Source organism: Nocardioides sp. Z38_18 (assembly GCF_058215695.1).
This window is the reverse complement of record NZ_JBZAJE010000001.1, coordinates 2209167-2233427: the sequence shown is the minus strand read 5'-3', so window position 1 is coordinate 2233427 and position 24261 is coordinate 2209167. Positions and strand designations below refer to the sequence as shown.

The 24261-nt window shown below is 69.8% G+C and carries 30 protein-coding genes and 1 pseudogene; 23 read left to right on the top strand and 8 right to left on the bottom strand.

The window, feature by feature from the left end:
• Positions 1-43 precede the first annotated feature (43 nt).
• From AC4BGC_RS10840 to AC4BGC_RS10825, 4 genes are read left to right on the top strand one after another with little or no spacing between them, the layout of a single operon-like run.
• Positions 44-1024, top strand: coding sequence for an ABC transporter ATP-binding protein (locus AC4BGC_RS10840; RefSeq protein ID WP_490555649.1), 981 nt, complete (start codon positions 44-46; stop codon positions 1022-1024).
• On the top strand, positions 1021-1830 hold the full coding sequence (locus tag AC4BGC_RS10835) for an ABC transporter permease (protein ID WP_490555648.1): 810 nt from the start codon (positions 1021-1023) through the stop codon (positions 1828-1830). Before AC4BGC_RS10840 ends, AC4BGC_RS10835 begins: the two co-directional genes overlap by 4 nt.
• A gap of 17 nt (positions 1831-1847) precedes the next feature.
• Complete coding sequence (locus AC4BGC_RS10830; protein WP_490555647.1) at positions 1848-2927, top strand: sensor histidine kinase; 1080 nt, start codon at positions 1848-1850, stop codon at positions 2925-2927.
• Positions 2924-3598, top strand: a complete 675-nt coding sequence (locus AC4BGC_RS10825; protein ID WP_490555645.1) for a response regulator transcription factor — start codon at positions 2924-2926, stop codon at positions 3596-3598. The genes AC4BGC_RS10830 and AC4BGC_RS10825 overlap by 4 nt, the downstream gene beginning before the upstream one ends.
• A 120-nt stretch (positions 3599-3718) precedes the next feature.
• Here the strand turns inward: AC4BGC_RS10825 and AC4BGC_RS10820 are convergent, their stop codons facing one another.
• Positions 3719-4069, bottom strand: a complete 351-nt coding sequence (locus AC4BGC_RS10820) for a hypothetical protein (protein WP_490555643.1) — start codon at positions 4067-4069, stop codon at positions 3719-3721.
• Between the two features lie 313 nt (positions 4070-4382).
• Between AC4BGC_RS10820 and AC4BGC_RS10815 the strand changes: the two genes are divergently transcribed.
• A complete protein-coding gene (locus tag AC4BGC_RS10815) occupies positions 4383-4637 on the top strand; it encodes a YkvA family protein (protein ID WP_490555641.1) in 255 nt (84 codons plus the stop codon).
• Positions 4638-4893: 256 nt separating this feature from the next.
• On the top strand, positions 4894-5751 hold the full coding sequence (locus tag AC4BGC_RS10810) for an RNA polymerase sigma factor (protein WP_490555639.1): 858 nt from the start codon (positions 4894-4896) through the stop codon (positions 5749-5751).
• Between the two features lie 24 nt (positions 5752-5775).
• Here the strand turns inward: AC4BGC_RS10810 and AC4BGC_RS10805 are convergent, their stop codons facing one another.
• Positions 5776-6177, bottom strand: a complete 402-nt coding sequence (locus tag AC4BGC_RS10805; RefSeq protein ID WP_490555637.1) for a YccF domain-containing protein — start codon at positions 6175-6177, stop codon at positions 5776-5778.
• An 85-nt stretch (positions 6178-6262) separates the two neighbouring features.
• Positions 6263-6775, bottom strand: a complete 513-nt coding sequence (locus tag AC4BGC_RS10800; protein ID WP_490555635.1) for a MarR family winged helix-turn-helix transcriptional regulator — start codon at positions 6773-6775, stop codon at positions 6263-6265.
• Positions 6776-6916: 141 nt separating this feature from the next.
• On the opposite strand from AC4BGC_RS10800, the gene AC4BGC_RS10795 reads away from it, so the two are divergent.
• From AC4BGC_RS10795 to AC4BGC_RS10780, 4 genes are all read left to right on the top strand, one after another.
• Positions 6917-7708 carry an SDR family NAD(P)-dependent oxidoreductase gene (locus tag AC4BGC_RS10795; RefSeq protein WP_490555634.1) on the top strand — a complete coding sequence of 264 codons (792 nt, stop codon included), beginning with the start codon at positions 6917-6919 and terminating at the stop codon, positions 7706-7708.
• A 168-nt stretch (positions 7709-7876) separates the two neighbouring features.
• Positions 7877-8227 (top strand): YciI family protein, encoded by a 351-nt coding sequence (locus tag AC4BGC_RS10790; RefSeq protein WP_490548993.1) that lies wholly within the window; start codon positions 7877-7879, stop codon positions 8225-8227.
• A 23-nt stretch (positions 8228-8250) separates the two neighbouring features.
• Positions 8251-9525: an RNA polymerase sigma factor gene (locus AC4BGC_RS10785; protein WP_490555633.1), complete on the top strand. Its 1275-nt coding sequence runs from the start codon at positions 8251-8253 to the stop codon at positions 9523-9525.
• Between the two features lie 19 nt (positions 9526-9544).
• A complete protein-coding gene (locus AC4BGC_RS10780; protein WP_490555631.1) occupies positions 9545-9775 on the top strand; it encodes a hypothetical protein in 231 nt (76 codons plus the stop codon).
• Between the two features lie 26 nt (positions 9776-9801).
• Here the strand turns inward: AC4BGC_RS10780 and AC4BGC_RS10775 are convergent, their stop codons facing one another.
• Positions 9802-10551, bottom strand: a complete 750-nt coding sequence (locus AC4BGC_RS10775) for an endonuclease/exonuclease/phosphatase family protein (protein ID WP_490555630.1) — start codon at positions 10549-10551, stop codon at positions 9802-9804.
• A gap of 189 nt (positions 10552-10740) precedes the next feature.
• On the opposite strand from AC4BGC_RS10775, the gene AC4BGC_RS10770 reads away from it, so the two are divergent.
• Entirely contained in the window at positions 10741-12012 is a 1272-nt protein-coding gene (locus tag AC4BGC_RS10770) for an HNH endonuclease signature motif containing protein (RefSeq protein WP_490555628.1), read from the top strand.
• A 69-nt stretch (positions 12013-12081) separates the two neighbouring features.
• The gene (locus AC4BGC_RS10765; RefSeq protein ID WP_490555627.1) at positions 12082-12324 is read left to right on the top strand and encodes a hypothetical protein; all 243 of its coding nucleotides are present in this window, start codon (positions 12082-12084) and stop codon (positions 12322-12324) included.
• A 33-nt stretch (positions 12325-12357) separates the two neighbouring features.
• Here the strand turns inward: AC4BGC_RS10765 and abc-f are convergent, their stop codons facing one another.
• On the bottom strand, positions 12358-14010 hold the full coding sequence (abc-f, locus tag AC4BGC_RS10760; protein ID WP_490555626.1) for a ribosomal protection-like ABC-F family protein: 1653 nt from the start codon (positions 14008-14010) through the stop codon (positions 12358-12360).
• A gap of 135 nt (positions 14011-14145) precedes the next feature.
• Here abc-f and AC4BGC_RS10755 point away from each other — a divergent pair, with 135 nt between their 5' ends.
• Positions 14146-14895: a nuclease-related domain-containing protein gene (locus AC4BGC_RS10755; RefSeq protein ID WP_490555625.1), complete on the top strand. Its 750-nt coding sequence runs from the start codon at positions 14146-14148 to the stop codon at positions 14893-14895.
• A gap of 172 nt (positions 14896-15067) precedes the next feature.
• Here AC4BGC_RS10755 and AC4BGC_RS10750 read toward each other — a convergent pair whose 3' ends face one another.
• Positions 15068-15226: a hypothetical protein gene (locus AC4BGC_RS10750; protein ID WP_490555624.1), complete on the bottom strand. Its 159-nt coding sequence runs from the start codon at positions 15224-15226 to the stop codon at positions 15068-15070.
• A gap of 72 nt (positions 15227-15298) precedes the next feature.
• On the opposite strand from AC4BGC_RS10750, the gene AC4BGC_RS10745 reads away from it, so the two are divergent.
• The 7 genes and pseudogenes from AC4BGC_RS10745 (at position 15299) to AC4BGC_RS10715 (ending at position 19012) form a co-directional block, all read left to right on the top strand.
• Positions 15299-15562: a hypothetical protein gene (locus tag AC4BGC_RS10745; protein WP_490555623.1), complete on the top strand. Its 264-nt coding sequence runs from the start codon at positions 15299-15301 to the stop codon at positions 15560-15562.
• A 43-nt stretch (positions 15563-15605) separates the two neighbouring features.
• Complete coding sequence (locus AC4BGC_RS10740; RefSeq protein ID WP_490555621.1) at positions 15606-15980, top strand: alcohol dehydrogenase catalytic domain-containing protein; 375 nt, start codon at positions 15606-15608, stop codon at positions 15978-15980.
• A gap of 36 nt (positions 15981-16016) precedes the next feature.
• Positions 16017-16646 (top strand): zinc-binding dehydrogenase, encoded by a 630-nt coding sequence (locus AC4BGC_RS10735; protein WP_490555619.1) that lies wholly within the window; start codon positions 16017-16019, stop codon positions 16644-16646.
• 111 nt (positions 16647-16757) lie between these two features.
• Positions 16758-16931 (top strand): annotated as a pseudogene (locus AC4BGC_RS10730) (ArsR/SmtB family transcription factor); the annotation flags it as partial.
• Positions 16932-17144: 213 nt separating this feature from the next.
• Positions 17145-17393 carry a hypothetical protein gene (locus AC4BGC_RS10725; protein ID WP_490555747.1) on the top strand — a complete coding sequence of 83 codons (249 nt, stop codon included), beginning with the start codon at positions 17145-17147 and terminating at the stop codon, positions 17391-17393.
• A gap of 25 nt (positions 17394-17418) precedes the next feature.
• Positions 17419-17982, top strand: a complete 564-nt coding sequence (locus AC4BGC_RS10720; RefSeq protein ID WP_490555618.1) for a dihydrofolate reductase family protein — start codon at positions 17419-17421, stop codon at positions 17980-17982.
• Positions 17983-18343: 361 nt separating this feature from the next.
• Positions 18344-19012: a hypothetical protein gene (locus AC4BGC_RS10715; RefSeq protein ID WP_490555617.1), complete on the top strand. Its 669-nt coding sequence runs from the start codon at positions 18344-18346 to the stop codon at positions 19010-19012.
• A 12-nt stretch (positions 19013-19024) separates the two neighbouring features.
• Here the strand turns inward: AC4BGC_RS10715 and AC4BGC_RS10710 are convergent, their stop codons facing one another.
• Positions 19025-19519 (bottom strand): FBP domain-containing protein, encoded by a 495-nt coding sequence (locus AC4BGC_RS10710; protein ID WP_490555616.1) that lies wholly within the window; start codon positions 19517-19519, stop codon positions 19025-19027.
• Positions 19520-19581: 62 nt separating this feature from the next.
• Between AC4BGC_RS10710 and AC4BGC_RS10705 the strand changes: the two genes are divergently transcribed.
• Complete coding sequence (locus AC4BGC_RS10705; RefSeq protein WP_490549015.1) at positions 19582-20142, top strand: TetR/AcrR family transcriptional regulator; 561 nt, start codon at positions 19582-19584, stop codon at positions 20140-20142.
• A gap of 43 nt (positions 20143-20185) precedes the next feature.
• On the opposite strand, the gene AC4BGC_RS10700 is transcribed toward AC4BGC_RS10705, so the two are convergent.
• A complete protein-coding gene (locus AC4BGC_RS10700; RefSeq protein ID WP_490555615.1) occupies positions 20186-21799 on the bottom strand; it encodes a M28 family metallopeptidase in 1614 nt (537 codons plus the stop codon).
• 93 nt (positions 21800-21892) lie between these two features.
• Here AC4BGC_RS10700 and AC4BGC_RS10695 point away from each other — a divergent pair, with 93 nt between their 5' ends.
• Together AC4BGC_RS10695 and ald are read left to right on the top strand one after the other, a co-directional pair.
• Complete coding sequence (locus AC4BGC_RS10695; RefSeq protein ID WP_490555614.1) at positions 21893-23068, top strand: dipeptidase; 1176 nt, start codon at positions 21893-21895, stop codon at positions 23066-23068.
• A gap of 77 nt (positions 23069-23145) precedes the next feature.
• On the top strand, positions 23146-24261 hold the full coding sequence (gene ald, locus AC4BGC_RS10690; protein ID WP_490555612.1) for an alanine dehydrogenase: 1116 nt from the start codon (positions 23146-23148) through the stop codon (positions 24259-24261).

The window sequence follows — 24261 nt, the reverse complement described above, 5'->3', positions numbered from 1 at the left end:
CGGGCCGATGCGCGGAGGGGCTGCCACGGCTTGGAATGGGGGCATGCAACCAACCCCCCTGCACCACCCCTCCGGACACCTCTCTGACCCGGTCGTCACCGTGCGCGGACTGACCAAGTCGTACGGCGGACGCGTCGTCGTCGACCACCTCGACCTGCACGTCGGGGCCGGTGAGATCGTCGGTCTCATCGGCGCCAACGGTGCCGGCAAGACCACCACCGTCGAGATCCTGCAGGGCCTGCGCAGGCCCGACTCCGGCGTGATCCGGGTCCTGGGCATGGACCCGGTCAAGCAGGCCGACCGCCTGCGACTGCAGGTCGGCAGCCAGCTGCAGAGCAGCGGGCTGCCCGACCGGCTGAAGGTCGCCGAGGCGGTGGACCTGTTCGCCGGCCCGCACGCGCGGGACCGGGACCGGCTGCTCGAGCAGTTCGGCCTCGGACGACTGCGCCGCTCCCCGTTCGCCGGGCTGAGCGGGGGAGAGCAGCAACGTCTGTTCCTGGTGCTGGCGCTGCTGAACCGGCCGCGCCTGGTGATCCTCGACGAGCTCACCCAGGGCCTGGACCCCGCCGCCCGCCGGGAGGTGTGGTCGGCGGTCGCGCAGCTGCGCGACGAGGGCACCACCGTCATGCTGGTGACGCACGAGCTCGACGAGGCGGAGGCGCTGTGCGAGCGTGTCGTCGCGATGCGCCAGGGGCGCGTGCTCGACCAGGGCACACCGGCCGAGCTGGTCGCCCGGCACGCCACCGGAGTCACGGTCCGGTTCGGCCTCCCGCAGGACGGCAGCCCGGCGCTCCGGGAACAGCTCGAGCGGCTCCCCGGCGTACACCGGGTGAGCCAGGAGCGCGACCAGGTCGCGATCGAGGGAGCGCGTGAGGCCATCGCCCACGTGGGCGCGTGGCTGGTCGCGTCCGGGCAGCCGGTGCCGGCCGACCTGCGCGTCGACATCCCCGACCTGGAGTCGGCGCTGCTGACCCTGCTCGACCAGCCCACCGACGTCCCCGAGACCAGGAAGGTCGCATCATGAGCACGTTCGCTCCCACCGAGGCAGACACTGCCGGCGCCCATCCACAGTCAACCGCCGGGCCCACGCCGAAGCACCGCTCGGCGACCCGCCGCCTGGTCACCACCGAGCTCCGGCTGCTCAGCCGCGAGCCGTTCACCCTCACCTTCGTGCTGGTGTTCCCGATCGTGTCCATGCTGATCATCGGTGGGTCCTTCGGGACCCAGCCCGACGAGGTGTTCCCGGTGAACCCGTCGCACTGGTACGTCGCTTCCTACTTCACCGTGGTGATCGGAGCGACCGGACTGATCATGCTGCCGGTGCACATCGCCACCTACCGGGAGCGGGGCGTGCTGCGCCGGTTCGCGGCGTCCGGGTTCCCGCGGTGGTCGTTCGCGTTGGCCCAGCTCGTGGTCGGGCTCACCGCGATCGCGGTCTCGGGGGCGCTGCTGCTGGCCGTCGCCGCGCCGGTCTACGGCATCCCCACGGTCGAGGACCCGGTGCGGGTGGTGGCCGGCGTGTTCGTCGCCTCCGTGGCGTTCGTCAGCATCGGGGTCCTGCTCGGGACGCTGCTCCCCTCGGCGCGGGCTGCCCAGGCCGTGGGGCTGCTGCTGTTCTTCCCATCGTTCCTGCTCGGCGTCGGCGGCCCGCCCCCGGCGGTCATGTCCGACGCCCTGCGGGAGATCTCCGAGCGGTTGCCGCTGTCCCTGGCCAACCAGGCGATCCGGGAGCCCTGGCTCGGGATCGGGGACGCCACGGGCGCCCTGCTGGCGGTCACCGTGATTGCCGTGGCTGCCATGGCGCTGGCGGCACGGCGCAGCGCCCTGTGACGTCTAGGGTCGCTCCCATGACGGAGTGGAGGACGCGAGCCGCGGCACCTGCCGCGCTCGCGTTCTTCGCGCTCCTGGGCGTGCTGATGACGCGTCAGCCGACCGTGGTGGCGCTGTGGTCGGCTGCGCTCGTCGTCGTCTCCGCCCTGGCGCTCGCGAGGTGGGCCGTATCGGGGTGGCGGCTCGCCCTCGGGCTGGTGATCCCGGTCGCGGGACTGGTGGTGCTCGGTCACGAGCAGTCCTCCAACCTGTCCTGGATGGGGCTGTGCGTCGTCGCCGCCTGGGCCGCGCTGTCGTCCGCGTTGCCGGTGGCCCTGACGACACTCGCCGTGCTCCTCGCCGGCCCGCTGTGGGAATGGGCGATCCATCCCTCCGAGCCCGGATGGGGTGCCTGGATCATCGGCACCGCCTTCACCACCATCGCCTGCGTCTTCGCGCGAAGACTCCGCCTGACCGTGATCGAGCTCGACCGCACCCGGGCCGAGCTCGCCGCGCGCAGCAAGGCCGAGGAGCGCAGCCGGATCGCGGGCGAGGTGCACGACGTGATCGGCCACGCCCTGACCGTCTCGCTGCTGCACATCGGCAGCGCCCGGCTCGCGCTCGAAGACGAGCCCGAGGAGGCGCGGGCCGCCCTGGTCGAGGCCGAGCGGCTGGCCCGACAGAGCCTGGAGGAGGTGCGCGCCACCGTCGGCCTGATGCGCACCGACGACCCGGCCCGGATGGCCCCGCTGCCCGACGCACGCGACATCGCCGACCTCGTGGACTCCTTCCGCCGGGCCGGCGCCTCCGTCGAGCTCGAGGTCGAGGGAGACCTGTCGTCGATGGGACCCACCCGCGGGCTGGCGGCGTACCGGATCGTCCAGGAGGCCCTCACCAACGCGGCCCGGCACGCGGCCGGCGAGCCGGTCTCGGTGAGCGTCGTCGTCGGCGATGCGGGGGTCTCGGTGACCGTGTGCAACAGCGGCATCCCCGACCCGGCCGCCGCTCCCGGCTCCGGGCTGGCCGGCATGCGCGAGCGCGCCGAGAGCGTCGGTGGCCGGCTCGACGCCGGTGCTGTCGAGCAGGGCTGGCGGGTCGAGGCGGTGCTGCCGTCATGACCGGGGACGTCGTGCGGGTGCTCCTGGTCGACGACCAGGAGCTCGTCCGCACCGGCCTGCGCGGCATCCTGCGCACGCGGTTCGGCTTCGAGGTCGTCGGAGAGCTCGCCAGCGGCGAGGAGATCGTGGATGCGGTGGCGACCCTGCGTCCGGACGTGGTGGTGATGGACGTGCGGATGCCACGGGTCGACGGGGTTGCCGCGACCCGGTTGCTGGCCGACGTACCCGATGCGCCGCCGGTGCTGGTCCTGACGACCTTCGAGGACGAGGAGGTCCTCGCCGGTGCGCTGCGCGCCGGAGCGGCCGGCTTCCTGCTCAAGTCGGTCCCGGCGGAGGACCTGCAACGCGCCGTACGGGCGGTCGCCGCCGGAGACTCCTGGCTGGACCCCGCCGTCACGGGGCGTGTGCTCACCGCCTACCGCGGCGTGCAGGAACCACCGGTGTCCGGCGCGGCGCTCGAGTCGCTGACACCGCGGGAGCGGGAGGTGCTGGCCCTGATCGGCGGCGGCCTGAACAACACCGAGATCGCCGGCCAGCTGTTCCTCGGCGAGGGCACGATCAAGACCCACGTCGGGCACATCTTCGCCAAGCTCGGCCTGCGTGACCGTGCCGCCGCCGTGGTCTTCGCCTTCGACCACGGGCTGGTCCAGCCGGGGCGCCGGTCAGGGTGAGGTCCGCGTCGGGTACGTGGGGTGTCTTGTTGAATGGCTTCGCAAAGGGGGGTGACCCGCCACGCGGCCGTGCTGACCTTGACGTGACGAGGGTGGTGCAGAGAAGTCGGGCATGTCCAGTCAGGCGAAACCCCCTGCCGGTGTTGAAAGCTCCGCTACTTTGGCCCGCCCAGTCCCATCTGGGAGAAGAGAGGCCAGCATGAGCAAGGCAGCATCGGCGAGTGGTACCCCTGGGACCGCTTCCGGCTCCGCGAAGTCCACGTTGAACAAGACAACACCCTCGCCCCCGGCGAAGAAGGCGACGACCGCCGCCAAGAGGGCCCCCGCCGTAAAGAAGGCAGCATCGGCCAACAAATCGATCACCACGGCGACGAAGGCTTCTCCAGCGGCCAAGAAGTCCGGCACGGCCAAGAAGGCGACCCCCTCGGGCACAGAAGAATCCACGACAGCCAAGAAGTCGAACCGGGCCACGACGGCCATCCCCTCGGCTAGGAAGACCTCTCAGGTCGCCAAGCAGCCCAGCAAGGCTGGGAAGTCGCGTTCGGCCGCGAAGAAGGCGACTCCCGCTCGAACCAACGTTGGATCTCGTGCTGCCCGAACCGCGAATGAGCGGACACGTGACCACACGGAGAACGCGGACAGCGCGACCCAAGCAGCCTCTTCGAAGTTCTTCAAGAGAGCGAGACGGAGAGCAGAGAGCGTTCTGAACGACCCGGAGCAGTTGCGACGGATCACTGATGAAGCGAACCGCTCAGGCGCTAACCGGACCGGTCCCTTTACGACTGTGCTCGGTGACTTCAAGGCGCTGATCCGACTGGTGGTCGCCTACGCGCGTGGCTACTACAGAGACATCCCAACCGACCAACTTGTGCTAATCGTGGCCGGGCTGATCTACGTGATCTCACCCGTCGACCTGATCCCTGACTTTCTCCCCGGGGGCTTCGCTGATGACGCTGCAGTGATCGGCTGGTTGCTGAAGATGGTCCACGACGAACTGAACGACTTCCGCGACTGGGAGCAAGGGCAGACGTCCGGCTGAAGACAGCATGCTGAGGATCGAGGAATTCTGTCGGGATGCCTGTGCGACCGGCTCGCACACGTCTCCATAATCGCGGGGCCGACTGACAGAGAACCGGGCTCTCGCCGAAGGCCTACGACGCAATCGTGCGGCGCGGCCGGCACCGGTCCCTTCACTGCGTGCGGGTGGCCACGCAGGATGTTGGCGACAATAAAAAGAGCTCGTGGTCGATGTCGAGATGCCGGGCGGTCGTTCGACGTAGCGCCTGGTCGGCGGGTTGACCACCGCCGAGATCGCTCGTGGGTTCCTGGCCACCGAGTCCACGATGGCCCAGCGCATCTCGCGGGCCAAGAAGACCCTGTCCGAGGCCCACGCCGAGTTCGAGGTGCCTACCGGGCCGGAGCGGACCAAGCGCCTCGACGACGTGATGGCCGTGATCTACCTGATCTTCAACGAGGGCTACACCGCCACCGCGGGTGAGGACTGGATGCGCCCCGACCTCGCGAGCGAGGCCACGCGGCTGGCGCGGATGCTGGCCGAACTGGCTTCCGACGAGCCCGAGGTGCTCGGCCTGCAGGCCCTCCTGGAGATGCGTTCGCGGACCGCAGCCCGGCTCGACGAGCACGGCGTGCCGGTCCTGCTCGAGGCGCAGGAGCGAACGCAGTGGGACCAGCTGCTGATCCGGCGTGGGCTGGCGGCCCTGGCGCAGGCCGAGCGACTGGCTGCGGGCGGCAAGCCGGTCGGGAAGTACTTTCTGCAGGCCATGATCGCCGCCCAGCACGCCCGCGCGCAGAGTGCGGAGGAGACGGACTGGCGCCGGATCGCTGGGCTGTACGACGTGCTGTCCCACGCCGCGCCGGGTCCTGTCGTCGAGGTGGACCGGGCCGTGGCCCACGGGCGGGCGTTCGGGCCGGACGCGGGGCTCGCGGTGCTGGAGCAGGTCGACGAGCGGATGTTGGCCGACTCGCCACTGGTGCCGAGTGTGCGCGGTGATCTGCTCGAGCGTGCGGGACTGCACGCGCAGGCGAGCGCGGCGTTCACCGAGGCGTCCGCGCGCACCTGGAACGACAGGGAGCGCACCCTCCTTGCTCCCCGGGCCGAGCAGAACCGGCCGCAGACGTCCTCGGCCGATTGAGCCCGGCTCGAGGGCCGGCTGCTCCTAGGTCGCGATCAGCGCCGGGTGTGCTGCGTCCACCGGGACGATCTCGCGGCCCAGCGGCCACAACGAGATCGGGATCATCTTGAAGTTCGCCAGCCCCAGCGGGATGCCGATGATGGTGACGCACAGGACCGCACCCAGTAGGGCGTGCCCGATCGCGAGCCATAGACCCGAGAAGATGAACCAGAGCACGTTGCCGATGCCCGAACCGACGCCGGCTCCGGGCTTGGTCACCACCGTCTGGCCGAACGGCCACAGCGCGAAGAGGCCGATCCTGAACGACGCGATCCCGAACGGGATCCCGATGATGGTGATGCACCACAGCACTCCCGCAGCCACGTAGCCGAGGAACAGCCAGAACCCGGAGAAGACGAGCCAGAGGACGTTCAGTACCAGGCGCATGTCTCCCCAAGGGGTTGTCGGGACGATCCTCTCGATGCTCCCACGCCTGCGGAACCTCACGCGGCGAGAACCGGCAGGCCGATGCTCAGGGGGCGTTCGGGGGAGCGATGCTCGCGGGGGGCTGCCATCCGCCCTCGGTGCGGATCGACTGGGTGATCCGTCGGCTGATCTCGCGCAGGTGGCGCGTCTGCGTCTGGGTCAGCGGGTCGAGCACCAGCCGGTGGACCGTGGCCACGTGTCCCGGGGTGGCTTGCTCGACCCTCTCCGATCCGAGGTCGGTGAGGATCGCGAGCGTGTACCGCCCGTCGGTGGGGTCCGTCGTACGTCGCAGCCAGCCCTTGGCCTCCAGCCGCGAGGCCGCGCGGGAGAGCCGGGAAAGCGAGCTGTTGGCATAGCTGGACAGCACGCTCATCCGCAGAGTGCGGTCGGGTGCGTTCGCCAGCGCGTAGAGCACGCCGTACTCGAAGTGCGTCAGGTCGGCGTCGCGCTGGAGCTGGGCGTCCAGTGCGGAGGGGAGCCACTCCAGGACGGTGGCCAGGGCCGACCAGGTCTCGAGGTCCTCCCCGCTGAGCTCGACGGGAGTGCTGGGGTCCGGCATGGCAGCACAGTACGTGACAGGGGCGCCGCACGCCGCTTCGTTGACTTGATCAGGAAAGTCATCACGCGTACTGTTCACTTGACTGAGCAAGTGAATCGGCTGCGACGACGCAGCCGTTCCTGCCCGAGACGATGGAGACACATGGACCTGCACCTGTCCGGCAAGAGCGCGTTCGTGAGCGGCTCGACGCAAGGAATCGGCTACGCGATCGCGAAGTCGCTGGCACAGGAAGGGGTCTCGGTCGTCCTCAACGGACGAGACCACCACCGCGTCCGTGCGGCGGTTGCCGCCCTGGAGCAGGCGGTTCCCGGGGTGGCCATTTCCGGGATCGCCGCGGACTTCGAGGACGCCGGCCAGGTGGCCCGGCTGCTGGAGTCCCTGGGCGAGGTCGACATCCTGGTCAACAACGTCGGCCTCTTCGAGCTTCAGGAGTTCGGCGACATCGCGGACGAGGACTGGCAGCGCTACCTCGAGGTCAACCTGATGAGTGGCGTACGCCTCTCCCGGCACGTGCTCCCCGGGATGCTCGCCCGGAAGTGGGGGCGGATCATCTTCATCGGGAGCGAGTCGGGGGTGAACGTCCCCGGCGACATGGTGCACTACGGCGTCACGAAGGCGGGGATGCTCGCGCTCGGCAACGGCCTCGCGAAGCTCACCCGCGGCACCGAGGTCACCGTGAACACGATCCTCGGCGGTCCGACGTACTCCGACGGTGTAGCTGCCACCGTCGCGCAGATCTCTCAGGCGCAGTCGGTGCCCAGCGAGGTGCTCAAGGAGGCGATCATCGGTGGGAACCAGACCACGCTCCTGCAGCGCTTCATCGACCCGGGCGAGATCGCGCACCTCGCGACCTACCTGGCGAGCCCGCTGGCGTCCGCGACCAACGGCACGGCCGTGCGCGCTGACGGGGGAGTGCTGACCGCGATGCTGTGAGGTTCGGTGCTTTACCCCTCCCGGACGAGCGCGCAGGATGTCGGAGGACGGAGAAGATCCGTGGGCGATGTCGAAGTGCCCGGTGGCTGTTCGACGTACGTGCGAGACGGCAAACGCCCGCAACCACTAGGAGTGATCCAGATGCCACGTTTCATGGGATTCGTCAGGATGGAAGAGAACCTCGACACCCCGCCGCCACCGGCGCTGATGGAGGCGATGGACGCCCACATCGGCGAACGCGCCGAGAAGGGGGTGTTCCTCGACGGCGGCGGTCTCTACGGGACCGAGGACGCCGTGAACTTCGTGGTCCGCAAGGGCGAGGTCAGCCGGGTCGACGGGCCGTACGCCGAGGCCAAGGAGGTCGTCGGCGGCTGGGCCATCATGGAGTACGCCACCCGCGAGGAGGCCGTGGCCGACCAGGAGGAGTTCGCCGCGCTGCACGCGAAGCACTGGCCCGAGGTCACCGTGATCTCGACGCTGCGCCAGATCTCCACCGGTCCGGACAACCCCGGCGACTGAGCGGGGTTCACTACGCTGGCCGCGTGCCGGCAGAGACCACGAGCAACGACCCGGCCGAGGCCGTTCACGCCGCGTGGCGGGCCGAGTCGGCCCGCCTCGTCGGCGCGCTCACCCGGATGACCCGGGACGTCGGGCTCGCCGAGGACCTCGCGCAGGACGCCCTCGTGGCCGCGCTCGAGCAGTGGCCGGCCACCGGTGTCCCGGACAACCCGGGCGCGTGGCTGATGACGACCGCCAGGCGGCGCGGGGTCGACCACTTCCGGCGCGCCGACAACCTGCGCCGCAAGCTCGGCGAGCTCGAGCACGCCCGCCGTGGAGAGGAGGGGGAGGTGCCCGACCTCGACGGCCAGGTCGACCACATCGAGGACGACGTCCTGCGGCTGATCTTCCTGTCCTGCCACCCCAGCCTCTCCGCGGAGTCCCGGGCGGCGCTCACGCTGCGGCTCGTCGGCGGACTCACCACTGCCGAGATCGCCCGCGGGTTCCTGGTCCCCGAGTCCACCATGGGCCAGCGCATCTCGCGTGCCAAGAAGACCCTGTCCCAGGCCCGTGCCGAGTTCGACCTGCCCACGGGAGCCGAGCGGACCAGGCGCCTCGACGACGTGATGGCCGTGATCTACCTGATCTTCAACGAGGGGTACACGGCGACCTCCGGTGAGGACTGGATGCGCCCCGACCTCGTCAGCGAGGCGACGAGGCTGGCGCGGATGCTGGTCGATCTTGCTCCCGGCGACCCCGAGGTGCTCGGGCTGCAGGCGCTGCTGGAGATCCAGGGCTCACGGACGGCCGCCCGGCTCGACGAGAACGGACTGCCGGTCCTGCTGGAGGCCCAGGACCGGACGCAGTGGGACTGGCTGCTGATCCGGCGCGGGCTGGCTGCCCTGACGCAGGCCGAGCGTCTTGCGGCGGGTGGGCGGCCGGTCGGGAAGTACTTCCTGCAGGCCGCGATCGCCGCGCAGCACGCCCGCGCAGCGCGTGCCGAGGAGACCGACTGGCGCCGGATCGTGGCCCTGTACGACGTGCTGGCCGGCGCCGCGCCCGGGCCCGTCGTCGAGGTGAACCGGGCCGTCGCCCACGGGCGAGCGTTCGGCCCCGACGCCGGCCTCGCGGTCCTGGCCGGAGTTGACGAACGGCTGCTCGGCGACGGCCCGCTGGTGCCGAGCGTGCGTGGAGACCTGCTCGAACGAGCCGGATTGCACGCCGAGGCGAGCGAGGCGTTCACCGCGGCGGCCGCGCGCACCAGGAACGTGAGCGAACGCGCCCTGCTGGAGCGCCGGGCCGAGCAGAACCGCAGGTGATGATCGCTCAGGCGCGGTCGTGGAGAGTGATCTGGCAGCCGTCCGGGTCGGCTACGTGACCAGGGCCGCGGAGGCGCCCGCGGGCAGGGCCCTGCCGACGCGACTGACGGCTAGCGGCCGACGCAGCCTCAAGAAGGCGACCGCGGCGGTCCGGTCCGTCGAGGTCAGGATGCTCTCCGGGATGACCGAGGCCGAGCAGGCGAACGCGCTCCGCAGCCTGGAGAGCATGATCCGGTCCCTGCGGGTCTAGCTCACGATCCTCGGCGTCTCGACGGGTCACCGCGTATCCGACAGGCCTTGCAAGGTCGCCAGGACGCCGCCGTGGTCGCTCAGCTTCGCGCCGTCGACCACGTTGTTCCACCCGTCGACCTCGGTCGTGAAGGCTCTGCCTCGTCCGGGTCCTGCACAGACATGGTCGATGGGCGGGTGCTCCAGGACGTCCGCACCGAATCTGTCGGTCGTGGTCAGGCACGTGAGGTCGGCCCGCGTGAGCTCGGCGTTGAGCAGCGCTCGGCAGGCCTTCGTGCCGAAGTAGTGCTTGCCGCCGAGATCCTGGTTCAGGTCGCCGGCCACGACGAGGGTGGCCTCGGGGAAGCGCTGTCGGAGGGAGGCCCATTCAGACCCCTGGGTGGCCACCACCCGAGGGAACTCCTCCCAGCCCTTGGCAGGCCGGTCCTTGTCCGGTCCGACGTCGCCGTTCCAGGGCAGCACCGTCCCGTAGACGATGACCTCGCCGGCGTCGCCGGCATCGAGTCGTGCCGCGATGCACCGGTGCGGATCACCCGTCGGAAGCAGCTCGAGCACAGGAAGCGACGTCCAGATGGTCGTCCACCTGCCGCCGGGCGTCTTGTATCGCTGCTGCGAGTGGATGGGCCTGTGGGTCGCGGACAGGTCGAGGTCGTCATGGGTCTCGGTGAGGACCCACACGTCTGCTGCTCGGGAGGCAAGGAGGTCGAGCCGGAGCTGGTTCTTCTCGACGCCTCGCGCGTACTCGACGTTCCAGGTGCCGATCCGAAGCTCTCTCACCGGGATTCACTCATCACGGGAGCAGAGTAGGCATCAGACGTTTCCGGTGGTTCAGTTCTGCTGCTTGGAACGCAGCCGTGGCGATGACCGGGACCCGTCTTTCGGCGAGTTCCCGGTGGGTCTCGGATTGTGGTCATAACCGCAGGTCAGCCGCCCTTTTGTGTCAGTGATCGGTGCTTCAATTCAGTCATGAGCACCCAGCCGGTCGACCACCTCCACCCGGTGGCCGACTTCGCCAACCGGCTGGTCGCTCGGCTCGACTCGCTTGCGGTCGCGCCAGTGATGTCGATGAGTCCGGCGGAGAAGCGCGAGACGCTGTTGGCGCTGGCCCAGGGACGGGCGCAGCTCGACGCGCTCCGGCTGAGGTTGCTCGCCGAGGCGGAGCGCAGCGAGGCCACCGTGGACACCGGTGCCGCGACGGCCGCGGACTGGCTGGCGGTCGAGACCCGGCAAGTACGCCGCGACGCCCGTTCGGATCTCAACCTGGCGCTGAAGCTGGAGGACCACGAGGTGCTGTCTGCGGCGATGGCGACTGGTGGGGTGAACCTCCCTCAGGCTCGAGCCATTGTCGCGTCATTGGACCGGCTTCCCCGCACCGGCCTGTTCGCGGTCTCGGCCGAGCAGCGGGTGGCTGCGGAGGCCCACCTCGTCGGACTGGCTGCGGATCACGACGCGAAGATGCTCCGTCTGCTGGGGCGGCACCTGTTCGAGGTGATCGCACCTGAGCTGGCCGAGGAGTTCGAGGGCCGTGCGCTGGAACGCGAGGAGGCAGAGGCCCTGCGGCGTACGACGCTGACGATGCACGAGGACGACGAAGGGACCTGCCACGGACGGTTCCGGATCCCCGCCCTGCACGGCCAGATCCTCACCAAGATGATCCTCGCGCTCACGTCACCTTCGCGAGCCGTCGGCGTCAACGCCACCGGGATCGACCCGGACCTGCCCACTCCGGTGCGCCACGGGATTGCTTTCACCCAGCTGCTTGAGGCGGTCCCGTCGAAGTCGCTGCCCCAGGCCGGCGGCTGCGGCGCCACCATCGTCGTGACCATGCCCCTCGACCAGCTCATGGCTCGCCTTGACGCCGCAGGGGTGTGCGCCTTGGACACCGGCGGCCGTACCTCTGTCTCTGAGGCCCGCCGTCTGGCGTGCCGTGCGGGGGTCATCCCGATGGTGCTGGGCGGGAGGAGCCAGGTCCTCGACGTCGGCCGCAAGCGGCGCTTCCACACCGAAGCCATGCGCTTGGCGATGGCCGTCCGCGACGGTGGCTGCACCGCGGAGCACTGCGAGACCCCGCCGGGTCTCTGCCACGCACATCACGACAGACGCTGGGCCGACGGCGGCCACACCAACGTCGCCACGGGTCGCCTGCTGTGCCCGCACCATCACCGCAAGGTGCACGACCCGCGGTACCGCGCGCATCGGTTGCCCAACGGAAAAGTGCGCTTCCACCGACGGGAGTGACGGTCTGGAGACGCGGCGAAGGCTGCTGCGGTGTAGGTGAGGTAGGTCCGGTTGCGCAACACTGCGGTCATGTCGATCGATCCAGGCGCCCTCGTGACTCCAGTCGTGGGTGGGTCGCTGACGCTGCTCTGGCTGGCCGCGCTGGTCCAGGCATGGCGGATGCCGGACGCGGCGTACGCCTCGCAGAAGGAACGAGCAGTCGTGTTCGTGGCGATGGTGCTCTTCACCTGGGCCTCGGCTCTGGTGTGGTTCCTCTGGTACCGACGCCAGCTGCAGGACGAGCTCAACCGAAAGAGTCTCGTCGACCTGTAGGGAGGTGCGTACGTGGGCAGGTCCGAGGATCGCTCAGCCCACGTGCGCGGTGAGGACCTGCCCGTCCTGGACCTGCCAGCGCTGGTCGAGCCGGACGTTGTCGAGCAGCCGGCGGTCGTGGGTGACCAGTAGTAGGGCGCCGTCGTACGCCTCCAGCGCTTCCTCGAGCTGCTCGATCGCGGGAAGGTCGAGGTGGTTGGTGGGTTCGTCGAGGACGAGGAGGTTCACCCCGCGGGCCTGGAGCAGCGCCATCGCGGCACGCGTGCGTTCACCGGGGGAGAGGCTGCCGACCGGGCTGGTCACCTGGTCTGCCTTGAGGCCGAACTTCGCCAGCAGGGTGCGTACGTCGGCGGGAGCCATCTGCGGCAGCACCGCCTCGAACGTGTCCCCCAGCGGGAGGTCCTCGGCGAGCCCGGTCCGGGCCTGGTCGATCTCGCCGACCGCGACGGAGGCGCCGAGACTTGCCCTCCCGCTCTCGGGAGCGAGCCGGCCCAGCAGCAGCCGCAGCAGCGTGGTCTTCCCGGCGCCGTTAGGGCCGGTGACGCCGATCCGGTCGCCCGCGCTGACCTGCAGCGAGGCCGGGCCGAACCTGAAGTCCCCGAGGGTGGCGGTGGCCTGGTCGAGGGTGGCGACCACGGAGCTGGAGCGAGGGGCGCTGCCGATGGTGAACTTCAGCGCCCACTCCTTGCGGGGCTCCTCGACCTCCTGGAGACGCGCGATCCGCGACTCCATCTGGCGGACCTTCTGAGCCTGCTTCTCCGAAGACTCGGCCTGTGCCTTGCGGCGGATCTTGTCGTTGTCGGGCGACTTCTTCATGGCGTTGCGGACACCCTGGGAGCTCCACTCGCGGGTGGTGCGGGCGCGGCCGACCAGATCGGCCTTGGTGTCGGCGTACTCCTCGTAGGCCTCGCGCGCATGCCGGCGCGCGACCGCGCGCTCCTCGAGGTACGCGTCGTAGCCGCCGTCGTAGACCGCCACCTGGTGCTGGGCCAGGTCGAGCTCGACGATGCGGGTGACCACGCGGGAGAGGAACTCGCGGTCGTGGGAGACCAGCACCACCCCGGACCGCAGCCCGCGCACGAACCCCTCGAGGCGCTCCAGCCCGGCGAGGTCGAGGTCGTTGGTGGGCTCGTCGAGGAGCACCAGGTCGAAGCGGCTGAGCAGCAGCGCGGCCAGCGCGGCCCGGGCGGCCTGCCCACCGGACAGCGAGGTCATCAAGGCATCCGGTCCGACGTCGAGACCCAGATCGGCGAGCACAGGCGGCAGCCGGTCCTCCAGGTCCGGGGCGCCGCTGGCCAGCCAGTGGTCGAGGCTCTGGGAGTAGGCGTCCTCGTCGGCGGTCGAGGGGTTGTCTGCGCCGAGCGCCGTGGCGGCCTGCTCCATCGCCTCGGTCGCGGCGGCGGCTCCGGTACGACGGGCGACGTACTGCGCCACCGTCTCGCCGGGGACGCGCTCGTGCTCCTGGGGGAGCCAGCCGACGAACGCGTCGCTGGGTGCTGTCGAGACGGAACCTTCCAGCGGCTCGAGGTCACCGGCGAGGATCCGCAGCAGGGTGCTCTTGCCGGCGCCGTTGGCCCCGACCACACCGACCACGTCTCCGGGCGCCACGGTCAGGTCGAGGGACTCGAACAGGACGCGGTGAGCGTGCCCGCCGGCGAGGTTCTTGGTGACGAGGTGGGCGCTCATGGTGCGAGCGTAGTTTCCCGGCTGGGCGCCGGGAGTAGTGGTGTCACTGCAGAGGCCCGCTCCCAAGGAGCTGGCTCAATCAGCTATTTCGGACAATTGGCTCCGGTGCAGCTGTTGCTAGGGCAATCTCGTGCTATGCCCATATCGCGCACCGCAGCTGGCCAATCGAGCCAGCGAAAGTACGGGGCGCTCGTGCGGTCGTGGCGGCTGCGAAACCGCAGATTGTTCGCTGGTTTGGCGTTGATCTGCGGAGGGGTGCTGGCGGCGTCATTCGTGGCTGCCCAAATCTGGCCCAGCTTTGGATGGATCTTCGGAGTCTTTGGCGGCGCCGCAATGGCGTTTTGGATCATCGCGCGGATGAGCCCGCCGGGGTGGATCGAGAACTGGCAGTCGGGAGCTGTCGGGGAGCAAGCCACCGCAAAGGTCCTACGTGAGCTGGAGCAGGATGGCTGGGTCGTTCTCCATGATCTTTCCGCCGGCCGTGGCAATGTCGACCACATCGTTGTCGGGCCAACAGGGGTGTATCTCTTGGACTCGAAGCGCTTGGGTGGCTCAGTCAGCGTGAATGCCTCAGGCATGACTTTGCAGCGCCTTGACGATCCCAACCTGATGTATCGGCACCCCGGCACGCCCCATCTGCTTGCCTTGGCGCGACAGACACACAGCCGTGTCCTGGCTCGTAGTCGGATCAAGACTTGGGTCACTCCCGTGATGGTGCTGTGGGCGGAGTTTCCGCAACGTGTCGTTGAGGACCGGTGTGTCTATGTGCATGGGGACGAGCTAGTTAGCTTTCTCCGATCCCAGCCGAAGACGATCGCGACGAATCGGGTTCCTCAAGTTGCCGATGCCGTGCGCTCGGCTTGGTTGGATGAGCAGGCGGCTTAGCCGCCATCTATCGCCGTGAGGGACGAACCTCTCGAGGCAACGGCTCCTCACCATGGCAGCGCCCCGGTCTCGTCCTGGAGGGTTCCCGTGGGGCCGTTCGCGTCCAGGGTCGCCAGGCGTACGACGCTGCGGGCGCTGTCCTCTGTGGGGCGTTCCATGTCGAAGGCCGCGGTCATGTCGGTGGCCGTGGTGCGGTGCCCGGCCCGAGGGCGTTGAACTTGATGCCGGGGTGCGCCTTGGCGTACTGCACCGTCAGCATCGTGGCCGCCGCCTTCGAGGCCGAGTAGAGCGCGAGCGGGAGACCGAACTCCGGCCGCTCCGGGTTGTTCACCGGTGTTTCTGTTCCACGTCGTGGTGGGGATCGGGATGACCGTCATTCGACACCGGCGCATCGATCGCAGGAATGTTCGTCGCCGCGGTGCTGCGGGGCTTCGGCTTCGGCGGTATGCCGACGACGCTGCTGAGCTGGGGAGCCAGGAACGCGCCGTCACACCTCGAGCAGGTCGGCGGCCTCATCGTGACGGTCTGCAACGTCGCCATCGCGGTGGGAGCGGTCCTCGGCGGGATCCTCGTCGATGAGGTCGCAGCCGAGGCGCCCCTGTTCGTCGGTGGTGCGGCAGCGAATGTCGGCGGACTGATGCTCACCAGCCTGCGCCAGCGTCGTTGAAACGGCTCCTCGATCCCGGCCGGGCGTTTGCGAGGATGAGCGCATGCGCGCGGTCGTGATCGAGGCAGCCGGGTCGCGGCCCGAGGTCCGCGAGGTGCCGAGGCCCCCGGCTCCCACGGGTGGCGTGGTCGTGCGAGTCGTGGCCACCGGGATGTGCCGCAGCGACTGGCACGCCTGGGCCGGTCACGACGAGGACATCTCTTTCCCGCACGTGCCCGGCCACGAGCTCGCCGGCGAGGTCGTGGAGGTCGGCGAGGGCGTGACGCGGTGGGCGCTCGGAGACCGGGTGACAGTCCCCTTCGTCTGCGGCTGCGGCCGCTGCGAGTGGTGCCTGTCGGGCAACGCCCAGGTCTGCCCCGACCAGGAGCAGCCGGGGTTCACCTACTGGGGCTCGTTCGCCGAGTACGTCGCCCTGTAAGCCGCGGACACCAACCTGGTCGGCGTACCCGAGGGGATGTCGTTCGCGACCGCGGCCAGCCTGGGCTGCCGCTTCGCCACGGCGTACCGCGCGCTCGTGGGACGTGCCCGGGTGACCAAGGGGGAGTGGATCACCGTGATCGGCGCCGGGGGAGTCGGCCTCAGCGCGGTGATGATCGCCCACGCGCTCGGCGCCCGGGTGATCGCAGTGGACCGCAACCCCGAAGCGCTCAGCGTGGCAACGGAGGTGGGCGCGGAGCACGCGATCCTGGCCGACGGGACAGATATCCCCGCGGCGGTGGGTGCCCTCGTCGAGGGCGGCAGTCACGTCGCGATCGACGCAGTCGGCAGCGAGCAGACCTGTGCCGACGCCATCCTCAGCCTGCGCCGTCGCGGCCGCCTGGTGCAGGTCGGGCTCCTGCCACCGATCGGTGGTCACCCGAGCGTGCCGATGTCGCGAGTGATCGCATGGGAGCTCGACGTCCTGGGTGCCCACGGGATGGCCGCGGCCGACTACCCCGGCATGCTGGCCCTTATCGAGGCAGGTGCACTGCAACCGCAACGGCTGATCGAGCGCACCATCGGCCTGAAGGCGGCCGCGGCACTGCTGCCGGGATTCGATCGGGTGAAGGTTGCCGGGATGACGATGATCGATCCCACTCGCTGAGGGTGGTCGGCTCCTTGCAGGGTGCCGGCTGCCAGCCGGGAGCCACCCCCTTGACGGCACGCCTCGAGGCGCGCTTCTCTTCACATCTTGGTTAAGCGAAAGAGGCTGTCGATGGCCAGCACCGACCAGCTCAGCGTGGTCTTCTCCGCACTCGCAGACCCGACTCGACGGGCGATCCTCGTCGAGCTGGCCGAACGCGATGCCAGCGTCACGGAGCTGACCGCACCCCTCCCCATCTCGATGCCGGCGGTCTCTCGACACCTGAAGGTGCTCGAGCGCTCCGCGCTCATCTCGCGGACACGGTCGGGCAAGTGGCGCGGGAGCCACCTCCAGGCCGCCCCACTGCGCGGCGCGGCCGACTGGATCGATCGCTACCCGGAGCTTCTGGGACGCCTCCCTCACCCGCCTCGATGCCCACCTCGCCGCGGAGCAGGCGGGCGAAGGCGCAACGGACCCGGCGGTCGGCGACGCCCACGCACCCGAGACCCAGGAGCCCTGATGGAGACCGAGGCGCGGCACCTCGCCATCTCGCGTGTCTTCGACGCGCCCCGGGGGATCGTCTACCGAGCCTTCACCGATCCGGACCACCTCGCGCTGTGGTGGGGGGTCGAGTTCCACGACGAGGGCGAGGGACGTACGCGACTCGAGATCCGTCAATGGCTCCCACCGCACCTGACGGGACCCAGCGAACAGGGATGGCTCGTGGCGTTCACCAAGCTGGACGCCACGCTGACGGATGCCCACTGACGACCGATCGTGAAGGAGACAGGGTATGAGCAAGCTGATCTACGTCAACAACATGAGCCTGGACGGCTACATCGAGGACGAGCATGGCGCCTTCGACTACTTCCCGGTGGACGACGAGGTGTTCCGATCCCACACGGACCTGCTGCAATCGGCGGGCACGTTCCTCTACGGGCGGCGCCTGTACGAGACCATGGCCGTGTGGGAGACCGACCCCACGCTGGCGGCACAGTCCGACCTCTCGGCCGAGTTCGCGACCACCTGGCAGGCGGCTGACAAGGTCGTCTACTCCACGACGCTGACCGCCGCGTTGACGGCGAACACCCGGATCAAACGCGACTTCGACCCCCACGCAGTGCGCGAGCTGAAGGCCGCGGCCAGCAGCGACCTCACCGTAGGAGGCGCGCACCTCGCGGCCCAGGCTCTCCAGGCCGGGCTGGTCGACGAGTGCCACCTGTACGTCTGGCCCACCGTCATCGGTGGGGGGAAGCCGGCCCTACCGACCGACAAGCGCACCGACCTCGAGCTCGTCGATGAACGCCGGTTCAAGAACGGTGTCGTGCTCCTCCGGTACCGGCCCCTGGGAGGGTGACTCGCTGCCCGGCCTGATCGGCCCGGCGTGAGCCTCACTGACTCGGAGCCATCGATGTCTGGAGCTGGGTTCACCCACAAGCTCCGGCGTCGAGCGACATTCGCGGTGGAAAGAGCGCCCGCCAGCTATCGAAGGCTGAACCCGCGGTGACCAACCACCTGCGTCGCACACGTCACAGCCCCATTCGGTGTCAGCGCGCGTCGTTGTGGGCAATGAGTGGTGCAACAACAAGGCAGTGGAGGCCGGGGCGACCCGAGGACCTCGCCGGTGCGGACTGCCTGTGCTGAGCTGAACTGAGCCGGAGGATCCGGTCGGGGCGGCGACGTACACCGAACCCTGACCACACCGGAGGAAACCCCACGTGTCTGCCGCTCCCGTCGAGCCGGTCCTGTCCCGCTTCCAGAAGCTCGTGCTGGTGGGGTTGCTCGTGCTGTCGATGGCGGCCACCTCCGCGGTGCTGTTCGGGCCCGCGCGTGGGGCTCGCGCCGACCTGGGCGAGGTGCAGAACGACCTCAGTGCCACCCGCGGTGACGTGGACACCACCCTGGAGATCACGCGGGGCACGCTGAAGAAGCTCACCGCTCAGCTCGAGGTCACCAAGACCTCACTCGAGATCCAGGAGGAGGGACTAAGCGTCGCCAAGCGGTCCGAGCGGATCGCCGGCACCACCGCGAAGTCCACCGAGTCCATCCGCCGCCAGACCGCCGCGACCTTGAAGACGGTCCGTCAGGTGATCGCCGCGCTCGGGCCGATCCGCGAGCTCCGCGGCGACGTCAAGACCATGCTCAGGAGCGTCCAGGCCGGCGTCGTGCTGGCGCAGACGACGCTCGACGTCAGTCGTCAGGCCCTGCGCGACGGCAAGAAGGCGCTGGAGGTGGCCGTCACCACCCTGGAGACGCTGAAGCGCTCCGAGCAGATCCAGCGCGACCTGCTCACGGTCGGGCGACAGACGCTGGCCGAGGTCACCGAGATCAACCGCAAGATTCCGCTCCCGCCGATCGTCCCGACCACCAGCGACGCCGCCCGCTGACGTGCCGCGCTCTCAGCGCGGGGCGCACACCCGGCGCAGGAAGTCCTCGAGGTTGGTGAGCAGCCGCGCGGAGCGGTCCTCGATGCTGAGGGTCTCCGGGGTGTTGGCGCCTTCAACGGGGCGCTTGCCGCGGATCGACAGCGAGCACTGCAGGTCCGAGCAGATGTAGGTGCCGACCGTGTTGCCGTGCTGGCCGCGGCTGCCGGCGCGCGGAGCGACCATCAGGGAGACGCCGCCGGAACGCATGCTGATGCACAGCGAGCACATGGATTTGCGGCCGGCGCCGACCGTGGACTGCGGTGCGCGCAGGGTGACGCCCTGCAGGTGTCCGTGGAGGTCGGCGACCAGGTACCCGCGGGCGGGGGACTGCGGGTCGCGCCAGCCGAAGTACTCCAACTGGTCCCACGGGCGTGAGTCGAGGTCGTGGGGGATGTGCATCCGCGAGGCCTCACCCTTGGTGCAGTTCACGAACGACGCACGGATCTCGCGCTGGGTCAGCGGCCTCATGCCGCGACCATAGGTGTGCCTATAGGGTATAGGCAAATCACTTAGTCGTGTAGGGAGTCGGCGTGGGCCGTGTGGGACTGACCCAGGAGAAGCTCGTCATGGCGGCGGCGGAGCTCGCGGACGCCGAGGGCTTCGGGGCGGTGACGATCTCGGCGCTGGCGCGCCACTTCGGCGTCCAGGCCGCGAGCCTCTACTCGCACGTCGCGAGCACCGCCGACCTCAAGTCGCAGATCGCCGTCCTGGCGCTTGGGGAGCTGGCCGAGCGCGCTGGCGAGGCTCTCGCGGGACGAGCGGGACCCGATGCGCTGATGGCGTTCGCGAACGCCTACCGCGACTACGCCCGCCAGCATCCCGGGCGCTATGCCGCCACCCGGCACCCGCTCCCGGAGCACCTGCTGGGCGCCGGCCGGGCACACGCAGAGCTGAGCTTCGCGGTCCTGCGGGGGTACGGCGTGGAGGGCGAGGACGCGGTGCACGCCGTACGGCTGATCGGCAGCGTCCTGCACGGGTTCACCGACCTCGAGCTCAGTGGTGGCTTCTCGCACAGCGAACCGCCCAGCGAGGAGAGCTGGACTCGGGCGGTCGAGGCGCTCGGCGCCACGCTCGCTCGCTGGGGGACCTGAGGGGACGGGGTGGGCCGTGCGTAACGGCCCGCCCCGTCCTGGCTCAGCGGGCGGATCTGCCCTGGACCTCGGCGAGCATCCGCTGGGCTGCCTTGCCGGTGACTGCCGCCTTGGCGGCCGGGTCCGAGGCACCGGTGACCGTCGAGGTGTCGCGGGCGAAGGTGACCACCGCGGCGGCGATGGCGTCGGAGTTCACGTCCAGCGCGTGCTTGTTGATGTTGCCCTTCAGTCGATAGTCCTGCCGCAGCTGGTTGTAGAGGTCCACGTCCTGGCCCGCGCCGGTGAGGTTGTCGCAGGCCTGGTGGTAGCAGGGGTCGTACGCCGCGCCGGCGACTCCGCCGTACAGCTCGGCCTCTGCCTCGGTCTTCTCGTCCTCGGCACCGGTGAACAGCCCGCCCGCCGGGATCCCGGCCACGATGAACGGGCCGTAGTCCGAGCGGCCGTCGAAGGCGCTGTCCTGGAAGGGCTCGCCGCGGTCGGCGTAGAACTTCTCGAACAGGTCCTCGATCGCGGCCGAGCCCTCGGGGATGAAGCCGGGCTCCGCCGTACCACCGGAGTTGTCGCCGTCGTAGACGCCGAACATGTAGTTGGGCGAGGCCACCATGTCGAAGTTCAGGTACAGCGCGATCTGCTTGCGCTGCTCGGCGCTCAGCTGGCTCACGTAGTAGTCCGAGCCGAGCAGGCCCTTCTCCTCGGCGCCCCACCAGGCGAACCGCACGGTGTTCTTCGGCTTCACCTTCGACATCTGGATCGCGGTCTCGAGCAGCGCGGCGCTGCCGGAGCCGTTGTCGTTGATCCCGGCGCCCTTCTGGACGCTGTCGAGGTGGGCGCCGGCCATCACGACGTTGTCGTCGTTGCCGCGCCGGGTCTCGGCGGTGATGTTGTAGGAGGTGCGCTCGTCCTCGGTGTAGTCGACGAGCACCCGGACCTGCGCGCCCGGCGTACTGGCCAGGGCCGCGCCCACCTCCTGGGAGGCAGAGACCGTGGGGATGGTCAGCCCGGTCGCGTCACCGACCATGCCGACCAATCCGTCGGCGTTGTTCCAGATGATCGCCCCGGAGGCTCCCGCCGCCTGCGCGTTGAGCGCCTTGACCGCGAAGCCACAGGTGCCGCGCTGCATCAGCGCGATGGAGCCGGCCGGCATCCCGGCGAAGTCCGCCGCCTCGCAGCCACTGCTCGTGCCGCCCGGTTCGACGACGTGGACGGCGTTGGTCGCCTCGCCCTCCGGGGTGCCCGAGTCGAACCTGTTGCGCAGGAAGTCGACGCCCTGCTCGAACGTCTGCGGCGAGGGGGAGATCCGCTCGAGCTCGGAGTTCTCCTCGGAGTAGGTGAACGGGAACTCCTGCACCTGCGGGGCGTAGCCGGCCCGCTTGAGCCGCTTCACCACGTAGTCCACCGAGGCGGCGTACCCGAGCCGACCCGCCGCCCGGTCGCCGTGCCGGTCGGCGATCCGCTGGAACGCCTTCAGGTGGTCGAGCACCCCCTCGACGGTCACTGCCCTGGTGATCTTGCGGACGCTGTTGTTGTTGGCGACCTGGTCCTTGGGGCCATGCTGGTTCGGGCCGCCAGGTGCGGCGATGGCGGGTGGTGCGGCGGTGGCACCCAGCAGGGCCGCCGCGGCCAGGGAGGCCGCAGCCGCCTTCAGATTCAGGGACATCCGAGATTCTCCTACTCTGCCCGGCCGAGTACCGGTCACAGCAGGCTAGGTGTGATCTGCCTCACAGGGAACCCCCGTGATGGAGTGTGCCCCATGAGCACCGAACGGATCAGCGCGCTGCTGCGCGAGCACGGAGTCATCGACGGGCACAACGACCTGCTGTGGGCGGCGCGGGAGAAGGTCGGCTACGACTTCGACCGCCTCGAGCTCACCGACACCGACATGTGCCGGGCGGTCGGCACCCACACCGACCTGCCCCGGCTGCGGGAGGGGGGAGTGGGCGCGCAGTTCTGGTCGGTGTTCGTCCCCGCGACCCTGACCGGCGGCGCTGCGGTGACCGCGACGCTGGAGCAGATCGACGGCGCCCACACCATGATCGAGCGGTACGCCGACCACCTGGCCCTGGCCACCACGGTCGAGGGCGTGGCCCGTGCTCGTGCGCAGGGGAAGGTCGCCAGCCTGCTGGGCGCCGAAGGCGGTCACCAGATCGACGGGTCGCTCGGCACGCTCCGGATGCTGCACCGGCTCGGCGTGCGCTACCTGACCCTGACCCACAACGACAACGTCCCCTGGGCCGACAGCGCCACCGACGAGCCCGTCCTCGGCGGGCTCTCCGACTTCGGCCGCGAGGTCGTCGCCGAGATGAACCGCATCGGCATGCTGGTCGACCTGAGCCACGTCAGCGCCGACACCATGCGCGACGCCCTGGACACCAGCACCGTCCCGGTGGTGTTCTCCCACTCCTCGGCGCGAGCGGTCACCGACCACCCGCGCAACGTCCCCGACGACGTGCTCGCGAGGCTGGCCACCAACGGCGGCGTGTGCATGGTGACCTTCGTCCCGCAGTTCGTGAACACGCAGATGCGCGAGTGGGACGCGGAGGCCCGGGCGGTCGCCGCCGAACGTGGCGTCGACGAGGACGACCAGCACGACTTCCTGGACCGCTACCGCCTTGAGAGCCCGGCCCCGGTGACGACCATTGCCGACGTGGTGGCGCACCTCGAGCACGTGCGTGAGGTCGCGGGCGTCGACCACGTCGGCCTCGGCGGCGACTACGACGGCGTCGGCTGGCTGCCCCAGGGCCTCGAGGACGTCACCGGCTACCCGCGGCTGCTGGCTGCGCTGGCCGACCGCGGTTGGTCCGACGAGGACCTCACCGCGCTCACGCACCGCAACGTGCTCCGCGCCATGGGCGACGCCGGGCTGACCGACGCCGCGGTCGACGTCACTGGGGCGCAAGAACCGCAGGTGAGCGGCTCGCGGGCATAGACTCGCCGCGCGGCTCCGCGAGGAGCGGCGTCGTCCGATGGCATCGCCCGGGCGGCAGACGCAACCAGGAGGTCTCCGTGCGGATCGGCGTGCCCAGGGAAGTGAAGAACCACGAGTACCGCGTTGCCATCACACCGATCGGTGTGCACGAGCTGGTCGCCCACGGCCACGAGGTGCTCATCGAGAGGGATGCCGGGGTCGGCTCGGCGATCGACGACTCGGCGTACGTCTCGGCCGGCGCCACGATCATCGACTCCGCCGACGACGTGTGGGGCGACGCCGAGATGGTGCTCAAGGTCAAGGAGCCCGTCGCGGAGGAGTACCACCGCATGCGCGAGGGGCTGGTGCTGTTCACCTACCTACACCTCGCCGCGGACCTTCCGCTCACCGAGGAGCTGACCAAGCGCCAGGTCACCGCGATCGCCTACGAGACCGTGCAGACCCCGACCGGCTCGCTGCCGCTGCTCTACCCGATGTCGGAGGTGGCCGGCTGCCTCGCGCCGCAGGTCGGTGCACACGCGCTGCTCAAGGCGCAGGGCGGACGCGGGGTGCTGCTCGGCGGGGTCGGTGGCGTCGCGAACGCCAAGGTCGTCGTGATCGGCGCCGGGGTCTCGGGCCAGAACGCCGCCAACATCGCCCTGGGCATGGGCGCGGACGTGACCATGCTCGACACCGACCTGGACAAGCTGCGGATGTCGTTCTGGCGCTACGACAACAAGGTGCACGGCCTGGCCTCCTCGCAGCTGGCGATCCAGCAGCACGTGCGCGAGGCCGACCTGGTGATCGGCGCGGTGCTGATCCCCGGCGCGAAGGCCCCCAAGCTGGTGAGCAACCAGCTGGTCTCGGAGATGAAGCCGGGCTCGGTGCTCGTGGACATCGCCGTCGACCAGGGCGGCTGCTTCGAGGACACGCACCCGACCACCCACGACGACCCGACCTACACGGTGCACAACTCGGTCTTCTACTGCGTGGCCAACATGCCGGGCGCGGTGCCGAACACCTCGACCTACGCGCTCACCAACGCGACGCTGCCCTACACCGTCGCGCTGGCGAACAAGGGCTGGAAGCAGGCGTGCAGCGACGACCGGTCCCTGGCACTGGGCCTGAACACCCACCAGGGCCAGGTCACCAACGGGCCGGTCGCCGAGGCGCACGGGCTCGACTCGGTCTCCCTCGACAAGGTGCTCGACTAG